The 16,792-nt window shown below is 54.8% G+C and carries 15 protein-coding genes; 9 read left to right on the forward strand and 6 right to left on the reverse strand.

Features of this window, described 5'->3' with window-relative positions:
* Window positions 1-6 precede the first annotated feature (6 nt).
* From MUG06_RS11125 to urtE, 6 genes are all read left to right on the forward strand, one after another.
* Window positions 7-708 carry a GntR family transcriptional regulator gene (locus MUG06_RS11125; protein ID WP_243078635.1) on the forward strand — a complete coding sequence of 234 codons (702 nt, stop codon included), beginning with the start codon at window positions 7-9 and terminating at the stop codon, window positions 706-708.
* Window positions 709-737: 29 nt separating this feature from the next.
* Window positions 738-2,006 (forward strand): urea ABC transporter substrate-binding protein, encoded by a 1,269-nt coding sequence (gene urtA / locus MUG06_RS11130; protein WP_215847686.1) that lies wholly within the window; start codon window positions 738-740, stop codon window positions 2,004-2,006.
* Window positions 2,007-2,363: 357 nt separating this feature from the next.
* Complete coding sequence (gene urtB, locus MUG06_RS11135; RefSeq protein ID WP_243078636.1) at window positions 2,364-3,929, forward strand: urea ABC transporter permease subunit UrtB; 1,566 nt, start codon at window positions 2,364-2,366, stop codon at window positions 3,927-3,929.
* The gene (gene urtC, locus MUG06_RS11140; protein ID WP_243078637.1) at window positions 3,929-5,005 is read left to right on the forward strand and encodes an urea ABC transporter permease subunit UrtC; all 1,077 of its coding nucleotides are present in this window, start codon (window positions 3,929-3,931) and stop codon (window positions 5,003-5,005) included. Before urtB ends, urtC begins: the two co-directional genes overlap by 1 nt.
* A complete protein-coding gene (urtD, locus tag MUG06_RS11145; protein WP_215847688.1) occupies window positions 4,998-5,795 on the forward strand; it encodes an urea ABC transporter ATP-binding protein UrtD in 798 nt (265 codons plus the stop codon). The genes urtC and urtD overlap by 8 nt, the downstream gene beginning before the upstream one ends.
* A 1-nt stretch (window position 5,796) precedes the next feature.
* On the forward strand, window positions 5,797-6,495 hold the full coding sequence (urtE, locus tag MUG06_RS11150) for an urea ABC transporter ATP-binding subunit UrtE (RefSeq protein ID WP_243078638.1): 699 nt from the start codon (window positions 5,797-5,799) through the stop codon (window positions 6,493-6,495).
* A gap of 38 nt (window positions 6,496-6,533) precedes the next feature.
* Here urtE and MUG06_RS11155 read toward each other — a convergent pair whose 3' ends face one another.
* From MUG06_RS11155 to rbsK, 3 genes are read right to left on the reverse strand one after another with little or no spacing between them, the layout of a single operon-like run.
* Window positions 6,534-7,550, reverse strand: coding sequence for an aldose 1-epimerase family protein (locus tag MUG06_RS11155; protein WP_243078639.1), 1,017 nt, complete (start codon window positions 7,548-7,550; stop codon window positions 6,534-6,536).
* On the reverse strand, window positions 7,547-8,872 hold the full coding sequence (gene fucP / locus MUG06_RS11160) for an L-fucose:H+ symporter permease (protein ID WP_243078816.1): 1,326 nt from the start codon (window positions 8,870-8,872) through the stop codon (window positions 7,547-7,549). Before fucP ends, MUG06_RS11155 begins: the two co-directional genes overlap by 4 nt.
* Before the next feature lie 54 nt (window positions 8,873-8,926).
* A complete protein-coding gene (rbsK, locus tag MUG06_RS11165; RefSeq protein WP_215847690.1) occupies window positions 8,927-9,844 on the reverse strand; it encodes a ribokinase in 918 nt (305 codons plus the stop codon).
* Window positions 9,845-10,250: 406 nt separating this feature from the next.
* On the opposite strand from rbsK, the gene deoR reads away from it, so the two are divergent.
* Window positions 10,251-11,015, forward strand: coding sequence for a DNA-binding transcriptional repressor DeoR (deoR, locus tag MUG06_RS11170; RefSeq protein ID WP_243078640.1), 765 nt, complete (start codon window positions 10,251-10,253; stop codon window positions 11,013-11,015).
* A gap of 4 nt (window positions 11,016-11,019) precedes the next feature.
* On the opposite strand, the gene MUG06_RS11175 is transcribed toward deoR, so the two are convergent.
* Window positions 11,020-11,967: a 2-hydroxyacid dehydrogenase gene (locus MUG06_RS11175; RefSeq protein WP_243078641.1), complete on the reverse strand. Its 948-nt coding sequence runs from the start codon at window positions 11,965-11,967 to the stop codon at window positions 11,020-11,022.
* Window positions 11,968-12,151: 184 nt separating this feature from the next.
* Between MUG06_RS11175 and ettA the strand changes: the two genes are divergently transcribed.
* Window positions 12,152-13,819: an energy-dependent translational throttle protein EttA gene (ettA, locus tag MUG06_RS11180; RefSeq protein WP_215847693.1), complete on the forward strand. Its 1,668-nt coding sequence runs from the start codon at window positions 12,152-12,154 to the stop codon at window positions 13,817-13,819.
* A 53-nt stretch (window positions 13,820-13,872) separates the two neighbouring features.
* Here the strand turns inward: ettA and MUG06_RS11185 are convergent, their stop codons facing one another.
* The gene (locus tag MUG06_RS11185; protein WP_243078642.1) at window positions 13,873-14,769 is read right to left on the reverse strand and encodes a LysR family transcriptional regulator; all 897 of its coding nucleotides are present in this window, start codon (window positions 14,767-14,769) and stop codon (window positions 13,873-13,875) included.
* Window positions 14,770-14,863: 94 nt separating this feature from the next.
* Between MUG06_RS11185 and MUG06_RS11190 the strand changes: the two genes are divergently transcribed.
* Entirely contained in the window at window positions 14,864-15,865 is a 1,002-nt protein-coding gene (locus MUG06_RS11190; protein ID WP_243078643.1) for a zinc-binding alcohol dehydrogenase family protein, read from the forward strand.
* A gap of 161 nt (window positions 15,866-16,026) precedes the next feature.
* On the opposite strand, the gene MUG06_RS11195 is transcribed toward MUG06_RS11190, so the two are convergent.
* Complete coding sequence (locus MUG06_RS11195) at window positions 16,027-16,758, reverse strand: glucose 1-dehydrogenase (RefSeq protein ID WP_243078644.1); 732 nt, start codon at window positions 16,756-16,758, stop codon at window positions 16,027-16,029.
* Between the last annotated feature and the right edge of the window lie 34 nt (window positions 16,759-16,792).

A 16,792-nucleotide genomic window follows, 5' to 3' on the forward strand; every position in this document is an offset into this window, starting at 1 on the left:
GCGTTGATGTCATCTCCAATGCAACGCGGTAAAGGACGCCCGGAAGCGCTGGCAGAGCGCGTTTATCAGGCGTTGAAAAACGATATTTTCGAGTTCCGCCTGATGCCCGGCGATCGTTTTAGTGAGAATGAAATCGCCGAGCGCATGGAAGTGAGCCGCACGCCAGTGCGCCAGGCACTTTTCTGGCTGGAGCGTGAAGGCTACGTCGAGGTCTGGTTTCGCAGCGGCTGGCAGATCAAGAACTTTGACTTCGAATATTTCGAAGAGCTGTACGACCTGCGCACCGTGCTGGAGTGCGAGGCGGTAAAACGCCTGTGCGCCTTGCCATCTGAACAGTGCGCCGCGCTGTTAACTGAACTCAAACAATTTTGGATTCAGGCGGAGCGGCTAGAAGAGGGAAAAACCGTTTCGCAGCACGATGAGGCGTTTCATATGACGCTGGTGGCGTCGGCGGGGAACCGTGAAATGGCGCGTATCCACGCGGAGTTAACCGAAAAAATTCGCATTATCCGTCGTCTCGACTTTACCCGTGATGATCGTGTTGATGCGACTTACCAGGAACACGCTCAGATTTTACAGGCGATCTTTCAGCAACGGACCGAGGAGGCGCAGCGCATCCTGACCAACCATATCGCCGTCAGTAAGGCGGAGGTCAGGAAAATCACCTTACACATGTTACAGCAGGCCCGGCTTCAACCCATTGAATAACTCAAAACACATTTAGGGGTTCTAAAACGATGAAAAGACGTTCGTTGCTCAAGGCTTTCGCACTCTCCGCTACGGTTGTCAGCATGGGCCTTTCCTGGGGCGCTCAGGCTGCCGACACCATAAAAGTGGGGATCATGCACTCCCTTTCCGGAACCATGGCGATTTCAGAAACACCGCTGAAAGATGTGGCGCTGATGACCATTGATGAGATCAATGCCAAAGGCGGCGTGCTGGGCAAAAAGCTGGAACCGGTGGTGGTCGATCCCGCGTCTAACTGGCCGCTGTTCGCCGAAAAAGCGCGTCAGCTTCTGACACAGGATAAAGCCGCAGTGGTGTTTGGCTGCTGGACGTCGGTATCGCGTAAATCGGTACTGCCGGTATTTGAAGAGCTAAATGGCCTGCTGTTCTATCCGGTGCAGTATGAAGGCGAAGAGATGTCGCCCAATGTCTTCTATACCGGTGCAGCGCCAAACCAGCAGGCGATTCCCGCGGTGGAATACCTGATGAGTGAAGATGGCGGCAGCGCCAAACGCTTCTTTCTGTTAGGCACTGATTACGTTTACCCACGCACCACCAACAAGATTTTGCGATCTTTCCTCCACTCGAAAGGCGTGCAGGATAAAGATATCGAAGAGGTCTACACGCCGTTTGGTTACAGCGATTATCAAACTATCGTCTCTAACATCAAGAAGTTTGCGACGGGCGGCAAAACAGCGGTGGTCTCCACCATCAACGGTGACTCCAACGTGCCGTTCTACAAAGAGCTGGCAAACCAAGGCATCAAAGCTACCGATATTCCGGTTGTGGCTTTCTCGGTGGGCGAAGAGGAACTGCGCGGCATTGACACTAAACCGTTGGTCGGCCAGTTAGCGGCGTGGAACTACTTTGAATCGGTTGATAACCCAACCAACGCGAAGTTTGTGGCGGATTACCGTGCCTATGCCAAGGCGCATAACCTGCCGAATGCTAACTCTGTTGTGACTAACGATCCAATGGAAGCGACCTATGTCGGCATTCATATGTGGGCGCAGGCGGTAGAAAAAGCGGGCACCACCGATGTAGATAAAGTGCGTGCAGCGATGGCGGGCCAAACCTTTAAAGCGCCGGACGGCTTTACGTTGACCATGGATCAGACCAACCACCATCTGCATAAACCGGTGATGATCGGTGAAGTGGAGGAGAATGGTCAATTCAACGTGGTGTGGCAGACCGATCAACCCGTACGTGCGCAGCCGTGGAGCCCGTATATCGCGGGTAATGACAAAAAGCCTGACCATCCGGTGAAAACGACGCAGTAGGTTAGGCGTCTGCTGCCTCCAAACTCTGTAAGAGGTTAGGTGGCTGCTGTCCCCCACCTCGGTCCTCCCCCACCCGTGGGGGAGGAAGACGCTGCTAAATATCAGCCACTAAGCCGCGTGCAGCACGGCCTTCTCCTTCCCCCGCGTGCGGGGGAAGGCAGGGATGGGTAGGTTAGGTGCCTGCTGTCCCCCACCTCGGTCCTCCCCCACGCGTGGGGGAGGAAGACGCTGCTAAATGTTAGCCACTAAGCCGCGTGCAGCACGACCTTCTCCTTCCCCCGCGTGCGGGGGAAGGATGGGATGGGGGACCGCACGCACCTTACCCGCATTTTTATCAGACCAACGAGGCCCAATCCTATGAATCTTCGCCTCTGCCTGTTTAGCCTGCTGCTGTGGCTGCCGCTGTTTGCCAACGCCGGACCGGCAGCGGATTTCGCTGCGGCCAGCCGCACCCAGCAGGCAATGCTATTACAACAGTGGGCCGCCGCGCCGGAAGCCAGTCGTTTGCCGCTGCTGCAAGCACTGAAAGCCGAAACCGTGGTCATCGATCAGAAAAAACAGCCTTTCAGTAAAGTCGGCGACGCTCTGCTGCCGTTAGACGCCAGCCCGCAGCCTGAAGGCGACGTAAAAAAAGTCTTCATGAATAACCGGTTACGCGTTCTGGTTACGGGTGCACTCGCCGCTCACCAGTTAGTCAGCGACGATGCAAATGTCCGCCTGCGCGCCGCTCAACAACTGCAGAATGACGGCGTCGCTGACCAGCTACCGCTGATTGAACAACGCCTCGCCGCTGAACAAGAGAGCCGCGTTCACGCTGCGCTGGCGATGGCTATCGCTAACCTGCAACTGGCCGATCCTCAACCGTTGGTGCGTCTGAAAGCCGTGAAGCTGCTCGGCGATTCCAGCGATCCTAACACCCAAGCCAGCCTGCAACGTTTAACTCAGGCAGCTAACGAACCTGACGCGACAGTGCGTGACGCCGCTGCCGAAAGCTTGCAGCGAATCCAAAAACGGTTGATGTGGGGCGATCTGCTGGGTCAGGCGTTTAGTGGTCTTTCGCTCGGATCGATTCTGCTGTTAGCTGCGCTGGGCCTGGCGATTACTTACGGCCTGCTCGGCGTGATTAACATGGCCCACGGCGAAATGCTGATGCTGGGCGCTTACGCCACCTGGTTTGTGCAAAACCTGTTTCAGCAGTTTGCACCGCACTATCTGGCCTGGTATCCGCTGCTGGCGCTGCCGGTGGCTTTTTTGGTCACCGCCTGCATCGGCATGGCGCTGGAGCGCACCATCATTCGTCATCTGTATGGTCGCCCGCTGGAAACCTTGCTGGCGACATGGGGCATCAGCCTGATGCTGATCCAACTGGTACGCGTGTTGTTTGGGGCACAAAACCTGGAAGTTGCTAACCCGGAATGGCTGTCGGGCGGCTTGCAGGTGCTGCCAAATCTGGTACTGCCGTGGAACCGCATTGCAGTGATCCTGTTTGTCATTGGGGTAATGGCGCTGACCTGGCTGCTGTTGAATCGCACCCGCCTTGGCATGAATGTGCGCGCAGTAACGCAAAACCGCGCCATGGCAGATTGCTGCGGCGTGCCCACGGGTCGTGTGGATATGCTCGCATTCGGCTTAGGTTCCGGCATTGCCGGTCTTGGCGGCGTGGCGCTGTCGCAGTTGGGCAACGTCGGCCCGGAACTCGGTCAGGGCTATATCATCGACTCGTTTCTGGTAGTGGTGCTGGGCGGCGTCGGCCAACTGGCGGGCACCGTTGTCGCGGCCTTCAGTCTTGGCATTCTTAACAAAGTGCTGGAGCCGCAAATCGGTGCCGTGCTGGGGAAAATATTGATTCTGGTAATTATCGTGTTGTTCATCCAGAAGCGTCCGCAAGGCCTGTTTGCCGTTAAAGGAAGGGTGATTGACTGATGACGCAACCCATAACCTTAACCGTGGCGCGTAGAGCGCCGCGTCTCACGCTCAGCATCGGTATGCTGCTGACCCTCGCGCTGCTGGTGATGCCCTTTCTGGCGCTGCTGCCCGCCGCACATCCGTTAGCCATTTCCACCTACACGCTGACGCTGGTGGGCAAAATCCTCTGTTATGCCGTGGTAGCGGTAGCGCTCGATCTGGTGTGGGGTTACGCCGGATTGTTGTCGCTGGGCCACGGGCTGTTTTTCGCCTTGGGCGGTTACGCCATGGGCATGTACCTGATGCGTCAGGCATCAGGCGATGGCATGCCCGCTTTTATGTCATTCCTCTCGTGGAATGAGATGCCGTGGTTTTGGGCAGGCACCCAACATTTTGCCTGGGCGCTGTGCCTGATTGTGTTGGTGCCCGGTTTGCTGGCGCTGGTGTTCGGCTTCTTCGCCTTCCGCTCAAAAATCAAAGGTGTGTACTTCTCGATCATGACGCAGGCGCTGACTTACGCGGGCATGCTGCTGTTTTTCCGCAACGAAACTGGCTTTGGCGGCAACAACGGTTTCACCGGTTTTACCACCCTGCTCGGCTTCAATGTCACCGCCACCAGCACGCGCATTGGGCTGTTTGTCGCCACGGTCTTATTGCTGCTGCTTAGCCTGGCAGTGGGTTTTGCGCTGGCACGCAGCAAGTTTGGTCGGGTGTTGACGGCCGTTCGCGATGCCGAAAACCGCCTGATGTTTTGTGGTTACGATCCCCGAGGTTTCAAGCTGTTTGTCTGGACGCTCTCTGCAGTGCTTTGTGGCCTGGCGGGCGCGCTTTACGTGCCGCAGGTTGGCATTATCAACCCCAGCGAAATGTCGCCCACTAATTCAATTGAAGCCGCCATTTGGGTGGCGCTCGGCGGTCGCGGCACGCTGATTGGCCCGCTGTTGGGCGCTGGCATTGTCAATGGTGCCAAAAGCTTCTTCACCGTTGCTTTCCCGGAATACTGGCTGTTTTTCCTCGGCCTGATGTTTATCCTGGTCACGCTGTTTCTGCCGCGTGGCGTAATTGGCCTGCTGCGTCGGAGGAAAGATGACTGAACCTTTACCGCTGTTTACCCAACCGCACCGCGCGGATCGCCACCGTGCGCAAACCGATCCGATCCTGCAGCTGGAAAAGATCAACGTCTCGTTTGATGGCTTTCGCGCCCTAACCGATCTTTCCCTGCAGATCGGCGTAGGTGAATTGCGTTGTGTGATCGGCCCCAACGGTGCAGGTAAAACCACGTTGATGGATGTGATCACCGGAAAAACCCGGCCCGATAATGGCCGGGTAATCTACGACCAGAACAGCGATTTCACCCAGCTTTCGCCAGTAGAAATTGCACGCGCGGGGATTGGCCGCAAGTTTCAAAAACCCACGGTGTTTGAGGCGCTGACGGTATTTGAAAACCTTGAAATTGCCCTGAAAGCGGATAAATCCGTGTGGGCCAGCTTGCGCGCCCGTCTGAGCGGCGAGCAGCAGGATCGTATTGATGAAGTCTTAAAACTGCTGCGTTTGGGCGGTGAGCGCCAGCGCAAAGCGGGTTTGCTGTCACACGGACAAAAGCAGTTTCTGGAGATTGGCATGTTGCTGGTGCAGGAACCGCATCTGCTGCTGCTGGATGAACCAGCGGCGGGCATGACCGATGCCGAAACTGAGTACACCGCCGAACTGTTTCGCAGCCTGGCGGGTAAACATTCGCTGATGGTGGTGGAACACGACATGGGTTTTGTTGAAACCATCGCCGATCACGTCACGGTATTGCATCAAGGTCAGGTTTTGGCTGAGGGATCGTTGCGCGAAGTACAGGCCAACGAACAGGTAATCGACGTTTATTTGGGACGCTGAGATGCTACAGGTTTCTGAACTGAATCAATATTATGGCGGCAGCCACATTCTGCGCGGCCTCTCTTTTGAGGTGAAGATCGGGGAAGTGACCTGTTTGCTGGGCCGTAACGGCGTAGGCAAAACCACGTTGCTAAAATGCCTGATGGGATTGATTGCCGCGAAGTCAGGGGAAATTCGCTGGCAGGATAAAGTGATTAATTCACGAAAACCGCATCAGCGCGTGCAATCCGGCATTGCTTACGTACCGCAGGGCCGCGAGATTTTCCCCCGTTTGACGGTGGAAGAGAACCTGCTGATGGGACTGTCGCGCTTCTCCGCGTCGCAGGCGAAACAGGTGCCAGATGAGATCTATCAGCTTTTCCCGGTGCTGTTTCAGATGAAATCACGTCGTGGCGGCGATCTTTCTGGCGGTCAGCAGCAGCAATTGGCGATTGGCCGCGCACTGGCGTGTCGCCCGCAGCTGTTGATCCTCGACGAGCCCACAGAAGGGATCCAGCCTTCGGTGATCAAAGAGATCGGCGCGGTGATCCGCCAGCTGGCACAGCGCGGTGATATGGCGATCTTATTAGTCGAGCAGTTCTATGACTTTGCGGCGGAACTGGCAGACAATTATCTGGTGATGTCGCGTGGCGAAATCGTTCAGCGCGGACGTGGCGATAACATGGAAGCGGAAGGCGTGCGCGGGTTAGTGGCAATATAGCCGCGATTTAAGGCAGCCTTGCGGCTGCCTCATTGACCTTACAGCAGGCCGGTTTCAACCGAAAAATGCCGCTGCTCGCCCGGCGCCAGTTCGATCAGCGTGCCGGCCTGTTTCGCTGCTAAAAAGCCTTCTGGCCGACAGGTGGCGGGCAGGATATAGGCTGCAACCTGCTGATCGCGATTATGCAGTAACCAGCGCGTGGCATGCGGAAACTGCGCAGTGGAAAAGCGCGTCATCAAGGCGTAATCTTCTTGCGGCGAATGCAGTTCAAACTGTACTTCCTCACCATATTGCGCCAGATCGTCAGCAAAAAAGACGATCTCAGGATCGCACATCTGCGGTTGATCCAACTGCTGTAAAGATTGTGGATCCCGCGCCAACCGATCGGTATATTCCCGCCAGGCTGGCGTAGGCCGCACATGCGCTGGGATGGTGGTGCGCAGCTGGAAAGCATCATCAGGGATCGACTGCTGGAAACGTCCCTGATCCACCCATGCGCTGTTGAGATGGCACATGTACTGCAGCGGCATTGGCGCACCCGCAAGATTGGTGACTGTCATTTCGATATGCAGTCGCGCGTGATTGGCCTGCAAACGCACCGCCGGTGCCGCCAGATAATGATGACCAAATCCTTTCACATATTCGGTTTCACCTTCCAGTGACACTCGCCCCTCTTCCAGCACGATCCAGGCGTTGTCCATGCGGGCGCACGCCATTTCGCCGTGTAGCGGATGATCATCCTCCGCTGAAGGGCAGCCATTCGCCAGCAAACCGGAGTGAAAGGCGAAACAGCCGTAAGTATCAATAATTGAACTGCCCGGCAGCGGCTGCTTAAAGCTGTGGCCCATAGTCAGCGAATGCCCATCAAAGCTTGCTTGCCAGATCATCTGCCCGTAAAAGGGCAGCACGATGACCGTACCGCGCCGATTGTGGATGCGTACCGCTTCGATGCCCGCAGGATAGCGAAACAGCTCTACTGTGAAATCTTCATTTTGCAGCAGCACGCCTGGCGTGGCGTGAAACTGCTCACGATGCAACGGTAAACGGGTTTTCATGGCAGCTCCTCCACTAAACGTCCTGCTGCGTTAGCCTGTTTTTTATGACGCAGTTCGCCCCAGAAATAGAAGCCAACCCAGGCAAAACAGAGCAGCGAGACGCCAAACGCCAGCTGCATTGAACCCAGATGATCAGAGACGAAGCCTTGCAGCGCAGGCACAAAAGCCGCGCCAACAATCGCCATGACAATAAACGCCCCCGCCACTTCGGTATATTTATTATCTACCGTAGCGAGCGTCCCGGCGTAGATGGTGGCCCAGCACGGCCCAAACAGCACGCTGACAAACACGGCGGCGTAAACTGCCGTGAAGTTAGGCACCAGCATCACATAGGCTAAAGTCAGCACCCCCAGCACCGAATAGGCGATCAAGACTTTTTCTGCCCGGAAGCGTGTCATCAGGAAGTTAGCGACGAATTTACCGATGAAGAAGCAGATAAAGCTGTACATCATAAAGTTGGAGGCGTGACGTTCATTGGTTGCGCCCAATGTTAACGCCAGGCGAATAGTGAACGACCACACCGCAACCTGCATACCAACATAGAGAAACTGCGCCACAATGCCGCGTTTAAAGTGGCGATTATTCGCCAGATAGCGGAACGTTTCGCGCAGGGAAGGCTGCGATTTTTCGCTGCTCTCCGGCTTGCAGCGCGGATAACGCGTGAACATAAACAGCAACATCACGACCACCAGCACCATGACCAAATATTTATAGGGTTCTAAGGTGTGCTCCAGCATGGTCAGGCGAAATGCATGAGCCTGCTCGACGCTCATTCCCGCCATCTGGCTTTCCAGGCTCTCTCCATCCTGAAACACCAGATATTTACCCAGCACAATGCCCATCAGCGCACCAATCGGATAGAACGTCTGGCTGACGTTCAGACGCAACGTGGCGTGATCGCGGTGGCCAATCATCGAGCTGTAAGTATTAGCAGCGGTTTCAAGAAAGCTCAGACCAATGGCAATGGCAAAGATTGCCGCCAGAAACATGGTGTATGTCGCCATGTGCGAGGCGGGATAAAACAGCATGCAGCCGACAATATAGAGCGCTAATCCCATTAAAATCGCCAGTTTGTAGCTGGCTTTACGGATCACCAGTGAAGCCGGGATCGCAATCAGAAAGTAGCCGCCGTAAAACGCACTTTGCACCAGCGCGCTGGCGAAGTCGCTCAGGGCAAAGACGCTTTTGAACTGGGTGATAAGAATGTCATTCAGGCTCGCAGCACAGCCCCAAAGCGGGAACAGGCAAGAGAGCAAAATAAACTGGAACAGCGGCGTTTTATTTAGGTAGCCATCAGATTGCTGAACAATATTCTGTGGCATTGCGTTCTGTTGCATCGTTTTAGTTTGCAGGGTTTTGGGTTGCATAACAGGGCCTCATTGAACGTTCAGAAAACGCTGGAAGCTGTCCGCGTCGGGGTAAGAGCGCTGGGTGCCGCGGCCGGTCACGCTACAGGCGGCATAGGCAGATGCCTGTGACATCGCTTCAGCGATATCACCGGTTTTCACTAGCACGTAAGCAAAGCAGCCAATAAAAGCATCGCCCGCTCCGCTGGTGTCCACTGCCTTGACCGGCGTAGGTGCAACGTGGTGCAGATCATCGCCCGTCATCCACAGCGAGCCGCGACTGCCAAGGGTAATGATCAGGTTTTTCAGCCCACGTTTTAGCAGCGACTGCCCTGCAAGTTGCACCTCTTCATCGGTGCTAACGGGCATACCGGTCAGAATCTCCAGCTCGGTTTCATTCGGCATGAAGAAGTCGCATTTGCAGGCGTACTGAATATCCAGATCCGCGACTGCGGGCGCGGGATTAAGAATCACCTTGATATTGTGCTGGCGGGCAAAATCGATCGCGTAATAGACGGTTTCAAGCGGGATTTCGAGTTGCAGGATCATCAGTTTGCAGGATGTTAGCGCCTCAGCGGCATCATCAATATCTGCCGGTTTAAGCTGCTGATTAGCTCCTTTGATGATCAGGATGCGGTTTTGCGACTGATCGTCGACAAAAATAGGTGCCACGCCGCTGGAGGTGCCCGGTGCAGTGGTGACGTAGCGGGTATCCACGCCTTGCTGTTGCAGATTGGCGACGGTGTTAGGCGCGAACAGATCGTCCCCCACTTTACTGATCATCATCACGTTGCCGCCCAACTTTGCCGCCGCCACGGCCTGATTAGCGCCCTTTCCGCCGCAGCCGATAGCGAAATCGGGCGCTTCAAGGGTTTCGCCCGCTTTCGGCAGGCTGTTGGTATAAGTAATAAGGTCCACCATGTTTGACCCGATAACGGCTATCTGCATCTTTTTCTCCTGGCTCTTTTTTAACCTTAAAATGTTATTAAAATAACAATAACAATTCGCATAAGTTAAATATGTGATAAAAACCACATCCTGAGCGCGTGGCAACAGCCGTCTTAGCGAGCTTTATACATAAATATCGTGTTACTATTTTAACAAAGCAACATCAACCCTCAGACAAAGATAGCGCTCAGGGCTGGGTTAAAGCGTGATTATCTGGCGGAGAAGCGTGCTGATCTCGCGGCGCGGCGCGAAGTTTGCGGGCCGTTTCTATTACGGGTAAGATTGAAAATCCATCTGCAAGATGAGAGGCAACTCATTAAAATTCGGGGGGATTTGTCCCGATTGGCAGGCCGAAAGAGTGAAACCTCATGCGGAACATCAGGATACTAATAATACAGAGATGAACATGGAAACCCGGCGCGACGAACGTATCCACAAGCTGGCTCAGGCGCTGAAACGCACTGATAAACTGCACTTGAAAGACGCAGCGCAACTGCTCGGCGTCTCAGAAATGACTATTCGCCGCGATTTAACGGAACCCGCGTCCACAGTAGTGCTGCTGGGCGGTTACATCGTTAGCGATCCCAAAAGCCACGCTGGGCACTATTTCATCTCCGATCAGCATGGGCAAAATGCCGCCAGAAAGCAGCGGCTAGCGCAAGCTGCGGCCAGTTTGATTGGTGAAAACGACACCGTGTTTTTTGATTGCGGCACCACGCTGCCGTACATCATCGATGCCATTGCCGACACCTTGCCTTTCACCGCCATTTGCTGCGCCATGAACACTTTTTTAGCGTTGAAAGAAAAAACCGCCTGCAATGTGATCTTAAGCGGGGGTGAATTTCATGCGGACAACGCGCTGTTTACGCCGATTGGGGCACATTCGATTCTCGACGATCTCTGCCCTACGCTGGCGTTTATCTCAGCCGCCGGAATCGATAAGGATCAGGGTGCAACCTGCTATAACACCAATGAACTGGCGATGAAGCATCACGCAATGCTGCGTGCCCGCCAGCGTGTGCTGGTGGCGGACAGCAGTAAATATGGCAAAGTGCTGCCGGTGCGAATTGGAGAGCTGCGTGCTTTCGATTTGCTGGTCAGTGACAGCGCACCCGAGCAGGATCTGAATAACTGGCTGGCACAACAAAACATTCCGCTGCGCCTGCCATAGGCCATTATGCCCAGCGGTTGTCCACCGCTTCGCCATCACGTAACCGGCGCAAATTTTCGCAAACGCCTGCTACATTTCCGGCTAAAGAGATATCGGTTACGCCACCAATGTGCGGCGTAGCGATCACGTTGTAGTTAAACACGGCATCGTTAGGATCGGGCGGCTCCTGCCAGAACACATCCAACCCGGCTCCCGCCAGCGTATTGTTTTCCAGCGCAGCAATAAACGCCTCTTTGTCGATCAAACCGCCCCGTCCCAGATTGATCAGGAAACTGTCAGGCTTCATCTGGCTCAACGCTTTTTCGTCGATGATATGGTGCGTTTGCGCATTATCCGGCAGGCTGAGGATCACAAAATCGGCTTGCTCAAGCAGCTGCGGCAGTTGCGCCATATCACCGACCCAACCCAGACCATACTTTTCTGCAAATGCCGCGTCAGCCTCGCGCTTCACGCCAATCATGCGCATACCAAACGGTGCCAGGCGTTTCGCCAGCGCTTTACCGATGCCGCCCAATCCCACCAGCCCCACGGTTTTTCCCATCAACCCCATCCCCACCGGCTGACCGAGCCGCTGCTGCGCCAGACATTGCGCAATCTCCTGATGACGACGCGCCAGACCAATCATCATCCAGATACCGAGTTCAGCCACGGAATCTGCATTGCCCGACGTATGAGAGGGCACGTTCGCGACCATAATGCCCTGCTGTTTTGCCGCCGCAATATCCACGCTTTCCAGGCCGGTGCCCGCTTGTTGAATCAGCTTTAAGCGGTCAGCGGTGGCTAACAGGCGCGCATCGACTTTGCACATGCCGGGGATCAGGGCGTCAAAGCCCGCCAGGCTTTCTGCCGCATGACCCGCCGAGGCGACAAATTCGACATCCGGCATGGTTTGGCGAATCGACTCAATCAATCCGCCCCAGGCGTTTTCATCCGCTGCGATCAGCACTCTCATCGAACCTCCTCCGTTTTAAGGCAAAAAGACAGCATAGTCTCGAGGTTGTGCGTAAATCAAACAGTTATCCCAAACTGCGGCACACATCAGAAGAATCCCCGTGCGTTGGCTGTGATTAGACGGTGAAAAAGGCTAAACTTCGACATCATCCAAACGACAAACAGACCCAGAGGCTCAATACAACGTGGCTCAATTCGTCTATAGCATGCATCGCGTCGGCAAAGTGGTTCCGCCGAAGCGACATATCCTTAAGAACATCTCCCTTAGCTTCTTCCCTGGCGCCAAAATCGGTGTGCTCGGCCTGAATGGCTCGGGTAAATCTACGCTGCTGCGCATCATGGCGGGCATCGATAAAGACATTGAAGGGGAAGCGCGCCCGCAGCCAGGGATCAAAATTGGTTATCTGCCGCAGGAACCGCAGCTCAATCTGGAACACACCGTTCGTGAATCGGTGGAAGAAGCGCTGTCAGAAGTGGTTGGCGCGTTAAAACGTCTGGACGAAGTCTATGCGCTTTACGCAGAAGAAGATGCTGACTTTGATAAGCTGGCTGCTGAGCAGGGTCGTCTGGAAGAGATTATCCAGGCGCACGATGGTCACAATCTCAACACGCAGTTAGAGCGTGCCGCTGATGCGCTGCGCCTGCCAGAATGGGATGCAAAAGTCAGCAACCTGTCGGGTGGTGAACGCCGCCGTGTTGCGCTGTGTCGCCTGCTGCTGGAAAAGCCAGACATGCTGCTGCTGGACGAACCCACCAACCACCTGGATGCCGAATCCGTGGCCTGGCTGGAACGCTTCCTGCACGACTTCGAAGGCACCGTTGTGGCGATTACCCACGACCGTTACTTCCTCGACAATGTCGCGGGCTGGATTCTGGAACTGGACCGTGGCGAAGGTATTCCGTGGGAAGGCAATTACTCATCCTGGCTTGAGCAGAAAGATGCACGTCTGGCGCAAGAAGCCTCTTCTGAAGCAGCGCGTCGTAAGTCGATTGAGAAAGAGCTGGAGTGGGTTCGTCAGGGTGCGAAAGGCCGTCAGTCCAAGGGCAAAGCCCGTCTGGCACGCTTTGAAGAGCTGAACAACACCGATTACCAGAAGCGTAACGAAACCAACGAATTGTTCATTCCACCTGGCCCACGTCTGGGCGACAAAGTGGTAGAAGTGACGAATCTGCGCAAATCTTACGGTGACCGCGTCCTGATCGACGATCTGACGTTCTCCGTGCCGAAAGGCGCTATCGTCGGCATTATCGGCCCGAACGGTGCGGGTAAATCTACCCTGTTCCGTATGATGTCTGGTCAAGAACAGCCTGATTCCGGCAGCATCGTGCTCGGTGATACCGTGAAACTGGCTTCTGTCGATCAGTTCCGTGACAGCATGGATAATTCCAAAACCGTATGGGAAGAAGTCTCCGGCGGCCAGGACATTATGCGTGTCGGCAACACCGAAATGCCAAGCCGTGCCTACGTTGGCCGCTTCAACTTCAAAGGGGTTGATCAGGGTAAACGCGTGGGTGAACTCTCGGGTGGTGAGCGTGGTCGTCTGCACCTCGCCAAGCTGCTGCAGGTTGGCGGCAACATGTTGCTGCTCGATGAACCGACCAACGACCTGGACATCGAAACCCTGCGCGCCCTGGAAAACGCCTTGCTGGAGTTCCCAGGCTGCGCCATGGTTATCTCGCATGACCGTTGGTTCCTTGACCGTATCGCCACCCACATTCTGGATTACCAGGATGAAGGCAATATCGAATTCTTCGAAGGTAACTTCACCGAATACGAAGAGTACAAGAAACGCACGCTCGGCGCAGAAGCGCTGGAGCCTAAGCGCATCAAGTACAAGCGTATGATTAAGTAAGAGAAATGGCGGCAGAAATGCCGCTATTTTTTTGCCCGTTTTATGGGATAGCGTTAGCGGTAAAACGCCTTAAACACCGTTGACTGCAGCGCAAATTCAATAAACTTTGCCAGCGCAGGCGAGTTCAACTTGCGACTCGGATAGACCAGCCACAACTCGTTCCCCTCCATTTCCCACTCTGGCAGCACAGGCACCAAGCGGTCATCCGCCATTGCGCCCTCGGTTAAAAAGCGCGGCAGCTGCGTAATACCTGCATCACCCAATGCGCATTCGCGTGCATACACCAAATTATCGGTCAGATGACCCGGCGGCAGCAGCCAACGGTAATACGCATCGTCCTGCTTCAGTACCCACTCATTCCACGCGTGATGGGCGATGCAACGATGCTCCGCCAGCTGTTGCGGATGCGTGATGGGCGCGTGCTGTTCAAGATAATGTTTCGACGCCACCAGCGTGCGTTCGCAATAACCGACCCGACGACCAATCAACGACGAATCCTGCGGCTGACCGGTGCGCAGCGCGATGTCGAATCCCTCTTGAACCAGGTCGCGTATGTCATCCGAAACAGAAACATCTAACGTGACGTCTGGATAAAGCTGCAAAAACTCAGCATTACAGCGTGCCAGCAACGTCGCGCCGATGCCTGCCGGGCTGGTAATCCGCAGCCGTCCGCTGGGGTTTTCACGCAAATTAGCAATGGCCAGATCGGCACGTTCACTGGCCTGCATCATCTCCTGGCAATGCAGCAGATAGCGTTCACCGGCAAACGTGAGATTGAGCTGGCGCGTAGTGCGATTCATTAAACGGATTCCAAGACGCTGTTCCAGTTGGCTAATGCGCTGGCTGACGCTGGATTTAGGCAATCCCACCCGCTCAGCCGCTGCGGTAAAGCTGCCACATTCGGCGACTAAGGCAAACAGCGCCATATCCTGCCATTGACGAAATGCCATTGTTCACCTCAGACGAACACGCTATGAAAGATTGTCCATCTTATCATTGGCAAAATGGGGTTCTACACTTAAGTCATCAAAACAGGAGAACCCCATGACTATTCGCGCTATCGCTATCAATCCAGAAAATCCACACACTTTTATTGAAATCACTCCAGAAACGCCAACGCCGGGCGAATATGATCTGCGTGTTGAAGTCAAAGCGGCCTCAGTGAATCCGGTTGATACCAAGGTTCACAAAGGTGCCATTAAGAACGGCTTGCAGGTGCCACGCGTCTTAGGCTGGGATGCCAGCGGCGTAGTATTGGAAGTGGGCAGCAAAGTCAGCAACTTTAAGCCAGGTGATGAAGTGTTCTACGCGGGTGATCTTACTCGCCCCGGCAGCAACAGCAGCGAACAACTGATCGATTCCCGCATTGTTGGTCACAAACCAAAGAGCCTGGATTGGGCAGCGGCAGCGGCAATTCCGCTGACTGCGTTGACCGCCTGGGAAGGGTTATTTGAACGTCTTAATCTGCAAAATGCCACAGCCGATCAAACCCTGCTGATCGTGGGCGGTGCAGGCGGCGTAGGATCGCTGGCGATTCCATTCGCGAAAATGCGCAGCAAAGTCAAAGTGATCGCCACCGCGTCGCGTGAAGATTCCGCACAATGGTGCCGTGATCGCGGAGCGGATCTGGTGATCAATTACAAAGACATGATCGGTGAACTGGAAAAGCACGATCTCAAGCAGGTGGATTTCATTTTCTGCCTGAACGACACCGATGGTCATTGGGAAACCATGGCTAAGCTGATTGCGCCGCAGGGCCACATTTGTACCATCGTGGAAAACGAACAGCCGTTGGCGATGGATCAGCTGAAGCTGAAAAGTGCCGCACTGCATTTTGAGTTGATGTACACCCGCAGCATGTTTAACACACCCGATATGGCGCGCCAGGGCGAGATTCTGAATGAAGTGGCTGAACTGCTGGATGCTGGAAAACTGCAAACCACGCTGAATGAGACCTTACAGGGATTGAGCGTTGAGACATTGCAGGCGGCGCATGCGCGTGTTCTGGAAGGCCATATGCGTGGCAAAGTGGTGATGGTTTACTGATTTTTTGGCGGGATGGGTGTGGGTTGGCGGCGTTTTTAGCGTGTGTGGCTTGTTCCCCATCCCAACCTTCCCCCGCAAGCGGGGGAAGAGGCAGCTCGCACTATTCCGCAAGTGGGGCAAGGGGCAGCTCGCATTGCAGGCACCAGCTCATCCTTACCCCACTAAACCTGCGCCATTCCGCCATCAATGCACAGTTCAGCCCCCGCAATGTATCGGCTTTCATCTGAGGCTAAAAACAGCGCAGCAGCGGCCACCTCTTCCGGTTTCCCTAAACGCCCCAACGGAATAGCTGACGTCATTTGTGCGCGCATTTCATCGGATACGCTAGCAAACATTGCTGTTTCTATCGGACCAGGACTCAACGTATTGACCCGAATACCCAGCGGCGCCAGCTCTTTAGTCCAGGTGCGCGCGTAAGATCGCAATGCCGCTTTACTGGCGCTGTAGGTCCCATAACCTTCAGTCCCGATAAAACCTGCAATGGATCCAATCAATACCATCGAACCGCCTGTTGTCATCAACGGCAATGACTGCTGCACGCTTAGCAGCGCTGCTTTGACGTTAAGATTAAATGTGCGATCCAGATGCGCGCTGTCACTGCTTGCCAGCGTGGCATATTCAGACAAACCAGCGTTTACCACCACGCTGTCTAACCGCCCTTTTACTTCATGAATGGTTTTAAACACGCGCTGGAGATCGTCGCTGTCGGTCATGTCTGCCTGAATAACACAGACGTTACCTTTTAACTCGCGCTTCACCTGCTCTAACTCAACCTGCCGACGTCCGGTCACAAACACGAACGCGCCTTCGGCCACAAAACGTTGGGCGATAGCGAGACCAATGCCACTGTTGCCACCGGTGATCAGCACGATTTTTGCTTTTAATAACGACATAAAAACTCCACTCTTGGGCTAGTAATACTTTCGC

It is taken from the genome of Pantoea sp. MQR6 (genome assembly GCF_022761075.1).
GTDB classification, from domain to species: Bacteria; Pseudomonadota; Gammaproteobacteria; order Enterobacterales; family Enterobacteriaceae; genus Pantoea; species Pantoea phytostimulans.